Raw genomic sequence first — 6020 nt, forward strand, 5'->3', positions numbered from 1 at the left:
GGATGGGCTCCACGACGGAGCCCATCCCTGAGAATCATCGCGAACCTCTGCTGCCAGTTCATACAGGCTAAGTTGTGCGCCTTCTATGAGATAGCAGCGAAATCAGTTCGGGCTAAACACGTACGTTGATGTAATACCGTATACCGATGCGTTTTTACTGACAGGTGATTACTCATGACCTGAGTAACTATGACAATCCTCATCACTGGCGCTGACGGCTACGTCGGCTGGCCCACAGCCTTACGAACCGCCGACCGAACCGACGATCGCGTCCTGCTCGTCGACAACTTCGCGCGCCGCGAGTGGGTCGATGAAGTCGGCTCCGTCTCCGCGACGCCCGTCCGCTCGATCGAGACCCGCCTCGACGCCGCCGAAGAGACCCACGGCCTCACGAACCTCTCGTTCGTCGAGGGCGACCTCACGAACAAGGAGTTTGTTGACGAGATCCTCGCGGTCCACGAACCGGACACGATCGTCCACACCGCGGCCCAGCCCTCGGCGCCCTACTCGCAGATCAACGGCGAGCGCGCCAACTACACCCAGCACAACAACCTCCAAGCCACGCGCAACCTCCTGTGGGGCCTCGAGGAACACGACCTCACCGACACTCACTTCGTCGAGACCACCACCACCGGCGTCTACGGCGCGCCCGAGTTCCCCATCCCCGAGGGCGGCGCCACCATGGAGAACCAGGGTGACCGCGACGAGGTGCCCTTCCCCGCGATGGCAGGCTCGTGGTATCACCTCTGTTACGATGAAGACACGGAAATCTTGACGAACGAGGGGTGGAAAGAATTCCCTGAACTGACTGAGTCGGACAAAGTGATGGCGATGGACGCAGAGTCGGGAGAAACCAAATGGACTGTCCCGACAGAAATCCAATCCTACGATTACACTGGCGAAATGGTGACAGTCTCGAATCGGCGGATCGATCTAAAAGTAACTCCGAACCACCGGATGTTAATCGGGACAAGCTGGGCACAAGGGGGTGAAAAGACGTTTGAAGACCGTCGAAAGGTTGTCCAAGCCGACGAACTGGGAGACGAGTACCAATATCCGTGTTTCTTTGCGTCCTTCCCTGATTGGGACGGACAGAAGCGAGAGACGTTCACGTTACCGGCGTGTGATCAGAAGCCCACTCATCCTGGGAATCAGATTATCAAGCTAGCAGAAAAAGAGATTGAGCTTGACTCGTGGATTCGATTCTTTGGCTGGTGGATTACCGAAGGTTCGATTGGAATTGAGGGGCAGACAAATAACGTCCGAATTTACCAGACGGGGGCGGAGGAGTTAGTCAAACTGTTCACAAAAATCGGTTTCAACCGTGAGAAGATCCGACATCACGTCGATACTAAGCAGGAGTACATCGAAATATCCGACCTACAACTGGCGACATATCTCCGACAGTTCAAAGATCAGAAGCACATTCCTCAGTGGATGCTCAACTTGTCTCGGGAGAAATTAGATATCCTACTAACGACGTTGATCGATGGAGACGGGACGCAAAACGGTCGTGGATGGAAATTCTATACTTCAAGTCCACAGCTCGCTGACGATGTTCAGGAAATCGCACTCAAACTAGGGTACAGTGCTGTCATTGGTAGTCAGGATAGAAGCGAGGGAGATAATTACCAGACGAAGCCTGAGTATATCGTCAACATCAGCCCTTCGTGGTGTATCCAAGCGAATCAAGAGGGTAGTGCTTTCGATAGAGAACAGTACGACGGCAAGGTCTACTGTTGTACAGTCGATGGCGGTATTGTACTTGTCCGTCGAAACGGGAAGCCTGTCTGGTGTGGTAACTCAAAGAGCCACGACGCGGCCAATATGCGGTTGGCCCACCAGCAGTTCGACATCCCGATTAGCGACGTTCGCACCGCCATCGTCTACGGCACCCAAACCGAAGAGACGCGCGCGGACGACCGCCTGAACACGCGGTTCGACTTCGACTACTACTTCGGCACCGTCGCCCACCGCTTCGCCGCCCAGGCGGTCGCCGGCTACCCCGTCACCGTCTACGGGAAGGGCGAACAGCGCAAACCCTTCATCGGCCTCGAAGACGCCGTCGAGGGGCTCGCTCAGCTCGCGCTTATCGATCCCGACGACCGCCCCGACGACCACGTCGTCTACAACCAGACCACTCGGGCTATCAGCATCGTCGAGATCGCGAACACCATCGCTGACGTCGGGACTGAGCACGGGCTCGACGTCGACGTGGAGCACTTCGAAAACCCTCGCGACGAAGACGAGACCCACAAGATGGAGATCGAACACGACCGGTATGACGATCTCATCGGCGAGCAGGCCCAAGACTTCGAAGCCGGCATCCAGGATGTGTTCGCGACGCTCACCGACCACACCGACGTGATCGAAGCCCACGAAGACCGCTTCCTGCCGGGTGTCCTCGAAGACCGTCTCGAAGAGTAACTACAACCCACGTATCGAACGGTTTACGTTTGGCCTACTTCCTCAACTCTGTATGCGAGTTCTGGTAACGGGCGGCTGTGGTTACATCGGAAGCGCGCTCTTACCACAGTTAGTGGACGATGACCGCGTCGAGCACGTCACTGTCCTCGACAGCCTCGCGTCCGGCACGCCGCAGAATCTCATGGGGCTCAACCTCGGGACAACGGACCAACTCGCGTTCCACCGCGGCGACGTTCGCGAGTACAGCGATGTCGAAAAAGCGATGCGAGGCGTCGACACCGTCATCCACCTCGCCGCAATTACGGGCGCAGACAGCACGCATGAGCGCCGCGAGGAGACATTTGCGGTCAACTACGACGGCACCGAGAACGTCATTCGCGCGGCCGGCAAACTCGACGTTAAAAACGTCGTCTTTGCGTCCTCATGTAACCTCTACGGGCGTGCCTCTAGCACGGACATCGACGAGACCACCGACCCCGATCCGCTGAATCCATACGCAGAAGCGAAGTTCGACGCCGAAACCCGCATCTGTGAGGCACAATCGGAGTACGGATTTGACGCGACGGCACTCCGGATGAGCACGAACTACGGGTATTCACCGGGTGTCCGGTTCAACCTCGTCGTGAATCACTTCGTGTTCCGCGCGCTTACTGACCGTGCGCTCACCGTCTACGGAGATGGGAGCAACTGGCGGCCGTTCATTCACGTCGAAGACGCCGCCCACGCGTACAAACACGCCGCGCTCAACCCCGAGGCGTGGCCACAAGACGTGTACAACGTGGGTGCGAACGACCAGAACTACCAGATCGAAACCATCGCCGAAATCGTTAACGACGAACTCAACCACACCCTCGAGATCACTTACCTCCGCGATGAACACCCAGGCCCATCCTATCACGTGAACTTCGATAGACTCACAGAGACGGGATTCGCTCCCGAACACACACTCCGCGAAGGCGTTCGCGATCTCGCCGCCCAGTTCGAAAATACCCCTCACCTCACACAACCACAATGACGGACACCCCAACAGACACCCCACAGATTGCGATCACCGGCGCCGCCGGGTACATCGGCAGCCGCGTTGTCAAACTCCTCGCCGACCGCTACCCAGAATGGGAGTATGTCGCACTCGACAACTTCTATCTGGGCGACATTCGCCATATTGGTGACGTCGAAGTCAACCACGTCGACATCCGAAATCGCACCGAACTTGAAGCCGCCCTCAACGGGTCGGACGTCGTGCTTCATTTGGCGGCAATCAGCGGTGTTGATGATTGTGAACAGCAACAGGACCTCGCTTACGACGTGAACGTCACTGGGACAAACAACGTGGCGTGGTTCTGTCGCAAAACAGGTGCTGGACTCGTCTTCCCGTTCAGTATGGCTGTCCTCGGGGATCCACAAACGTTCCCGATCACCGTTTCAGACCCGCGTGACCCGTTCAACTGGTACGGTCACACGAAACTGCTCGGTGAGCAAGCCATCGAGACGTACGCTGAAGACGCCTTCCCAGCACATCTCTACTTGAAGTCGAATCTCTATGGCGAACACATCATTGGCGACCAGCGCGTCTCGAAAGGGACGGTCATCAACTTCTTCGTGAACCGGGCGCTCAACGGGGAGCCACTCACCGTGTACGAACCTGGAACACAGTCCCGCAACTACATCCACGTCGATGACGTCGCCCGTGCGTACGTTCACAGCACAGAGCGACTCCTCGAACAGTTGGAAGCCGGCGAAACTGGTGTCGAAAAGTATGAAATCGCCTCGGATGAAGATCCGGGTGTCCAAACCGTCGCCGAGCTCGTTCAACAAATTACGGCCGAGGAACGCGGCGAAGACATCGAAATCGAACTCGTTGAAAATCCGCGTGGAGACGGCGAAACGCTTGTTGAGACCTTCGCCGTCGACACCAGCAGTGCTGAGTCAGCGCTTGGATGGGAACCAACGAACTCAATTGAGGACAGCATTCGCAGGCTCCTACGTGACGCAGGCGACAGCTGATCTGCCCGAATAGAGCCGAGTGCTTATGCCACTCGGGTCGGGATCTTACAGTGAGTCAAAGATCACCAGGATAGGTTTCGGTGCTCTCGTACGTCCAGGTCAGATCGAAGTAGCGTTCGAGCCCAGCAACGAATGACCCGTTATCCGTCACCGCAGCCTGGCGCTTGTGGAGTGGGATATCTTTCTCTTCAACGAGCAAGACCGCAGCGCCCTGGTCATACTCCATACTCGGGTCTGAAATTGTGCCCCGCCACGGGAGCCGCTTGTCACTAAATCGGGTCTCGATGCTCGGATATGCCTCGTGGATGTGTTCAACGATCTCGCGTTGAACCTGCTGATTCGCCCTCGAGAGATGCTTCGGGTGAAGAAAGAGAATCCGAATTGTACAGCCGTCTTCGAGGGCTTGTGTGAGCGTTGGTTCGACTGTGTCGAGATACTCGAAGCTTTTTGTGATGATGTCAACGTGGGTAGTCGCCTCACGGTAGAGCCTCCGAGTTTCTTCTTCGCTTGGGTCGCCAACATCAACAACAGCAAAGAGATTCTCAGTCGGGGATACCTCCGAACTCGCAGAGTCATACAGTGGCTGTAGTGTCTCGATGAAGTCTGTCCGAATATCCTCAATTGAGTCTTGGTAGGTTTCGAACGCTTGCCGACGCGTCTCAATAGCCCGATCAAGAATCTCTGCGGGTGGCTTCGGCTGATACATTTTGGGACGGCCAGGGATGATCTTGATATACCCCGCATTACCGAGCTCGTCCAGGACACCATAGATGCGGGCTTTCGGAATTCCAGTCGCCTCAGATAGATCTGGCGCAGACGTTTTTCCCAACACGAGTAGCGTTTCAAGCGCTTCTCGCTCATACTCGGTGAGATCAAGTGCTTCCAGCAGATCAGACGTATCCTCGGTCATAGGCGGTCTTCATTCACGAATCAGAATAAAACGTGGTATCCCCCACGGCAGCCTGCTGGCCAGCATGTGCCTGGGCAATCGATCCATCGAACTTTCAGCTGGCACGATTGGCTCGCTTCGTTCGTCGGCGATACATTGATATAACACGGAATCAATAGGTTACTCACACAATGAGTAACACCGCTGACGCCGACGACGATCATCTTGCTGATGTGGAAGACGGCGCGGGCTGTACCGAAATCTGGGAGAAACTGAGCGAAAATCGCGCAGACTCTACTGACGACTGATTTTTCGACTTTGTGAGCGCGTTCTGACGGACGAGTAGCGGTTGGTTGGAGCCCTTCAAGATCTTCTTGTTGACTTGCGAAGATGGACGGATCTGCCCGAGAGAACAAACTGAAGCTATGTTCCTTCCTATACCGAATCTGTAGCCACTAGCCTCCGCGTACCGACTCACAATGCGGGATCGGTTCGGAACCGTGTGATCGGAACCTCGGTGATGGCGTCGTAATCATCTCCATAGCGGTCGCTCTTATGTAGAAACGCGGAAAACCCGTATAATTACACTCAGACAGTTCTAATCTGGCGATATGTCTTCCACTGAGTCAGCGTTCGGCGGGATGTTTCGGCAGTTGATCGAGCTAGGAGTCATAGAGATCAACACCGAGCCGCTCGATGC

Annotated in this window: 3 protein-coding genes and 3 pseudogenes; 5 read left to right on the forward strand and 1 reads right to left on the reverse strand. The window is 55.9% G+C overall.

The genetic code is table 11. The features are described from left to right. Positions 1-189: 189 nt before the first annotated feature. The 5 genes and pseudogenes from EXE47_RS19320 to EXE47_RS18165 form a co-directional block, all read left to right on the forward strand. Positions 190-744 (forward strand): annotated as a pseudogene (locus tag EXE47_RS19320) (NAD-dependent epimerase/dehydratase family protein); the annotation flags it as partial. A 693-nt stretch (positions 745-1437) separates the two neighbouring features. Continuing rightward, positions 1438-1617 (forward strand): annotated as a pseudogene (locus EXE47_RS19325) (LAGLIDADG family homing endonuclease); the annotation flags it as partial. A 189-nt stretch (positions 1618-1806) separates the two neighbouring features. Next, positions 1807-2427 (forward strand): annotated as a pseudogene (locus tag EXE47_RS19330) (UDP-sulfoquinovose synthase); the annotation flags it as partial. 52 nt (positions 2428-2479) lie between these two features. Beyond that, complete coding sequence (locus EXE47_RS18160; RefSeq protein ID WP_137708620.1) at positions 2480-3442, forward strand: NAD(P)-dependent oxidoreductase; 963 nt, start codon at positions 2480-2482, stop codon at positions 3440-3442. Continuing rightward, positions 3439-4431 carry an NAD(P)-dependent oxidoreductase gene (locus EXE47_RS18165; RefSeq protein ID WP_137708621.1) on the forward strand — a complete coding sequence of 331 codons (993 nt, stop codon included), beginning with the start codon at positions 3439-3441 and terminating at the stop codon, positions 4429-4431. The genes EXE47_RS18160 and EXE47_RS18165 overlap by 4 nt, the downstream gene beginning before the upstream one ends. Before the next feature lie 55 nt (positions 4432-4486). Here EXE47_RS18165 and EXE47_RS18170 read toward each other — a convergent pair whose 3' ends face one another. After that, positions 4487-5341, reverse strand: coding sequence for a TrmB family transcriptional regulator (locus tag EXE47_RS18170; RefSeq protein WP_137708622.1), 855 nt, complete (start codon positions 5339-5341; stop codon positions 4487-4489). Positions 5342-6020: the final 679 nt, after the last annotated feature.

This window comes from Halorubrum sp. GN12_10-3_MGM (genome assembly GCF_005435235.1).
In the GTDB taxonomy this organism is placed as follows: Archaea; Halobacteriota; Halobacteria; order Halobacteriales; family Haloferacaceae; genus Halorubrum; species Halorubrum ezzemoulense.